At 44.0% G+C, this 587-nt stretch carries 1 protein-coding gene; it reads right to left on the bottom strand.

Features of this window, described 5'->3' with window-relative positions; all coding sequences use genetic code 11:
* Positions 1-112: 112 nt before the first annotated feature.
* Positions 113-587 (bottom strand): aminotransferase class III-fold pyridoxal phosphate-dependent enzyme (locus tag JMW90_RS13595; RefSeq protein ID WP_201564774.1); only part of this gene is annotated, 475 nt, incomplete at its 5' end.

The following is a 587-nucleotide window of genomic DNA, read 5'->3' as shown; positions in this document are numbered from 1 at the left end:
GACAACAACGGCGTCTTGACTTGCAAGGCGCCGTTGTACCAACACTGCTTAGGATTTGACTATAAACACAGCCTAACCTTTAGCACTTGTTATCCTTTAAGCTATCAAATACTTAGGCAGTCAAAATACCTTTGATGATATCAAGACCTTCTTGTAGCACTTCATCTTCAACCGTCAATGGCACCATCACACGAATGGCATTGCCATGCATACCGCAAGATGCTAGTAACAAACCTTGCTCAAATGATTTCGCTTTTAGGTTAGTCGTCGCTTCAACGTCAGGCTTACCATCACTATCGATTAATTCAAACGCGAGCATGGCGCCTTTATGGCGAATATGTCCGATACTACTTAAGTTTAAGCCCTTTAAAAATGACTCAATTTTGTCGCCAATTTCAATACTACGCTCAAGTAGGTTTTCCTCTTCGATGACTTCGATGACTGCTAAAGCGGCTACACAAGCAAGTGGGTTGCCAGCATAAGTACCACCCAAGCCACCTACTTGCGGGGCATCCATAATATCGGCACGACCAATAACGGCAGAAATAGGATAACCACCTGCCAAGCTCTTAGCACTGGTCATAAGA

Source organism: Psychrobacter glacincola (assembly GCF_904846215.1).
In the GTDB taxonomy this organism is placed as follows: domain Bacteria; phylum Pseudomonadota; class Gammaproteobacteria; order Pseudomonadales; family Moraxellaceae; genus Psychrobacter; species Psychrobacter glacincola.
This window is presented reverse-complemented; position numbering and strand designations above follow the sequence as displayed.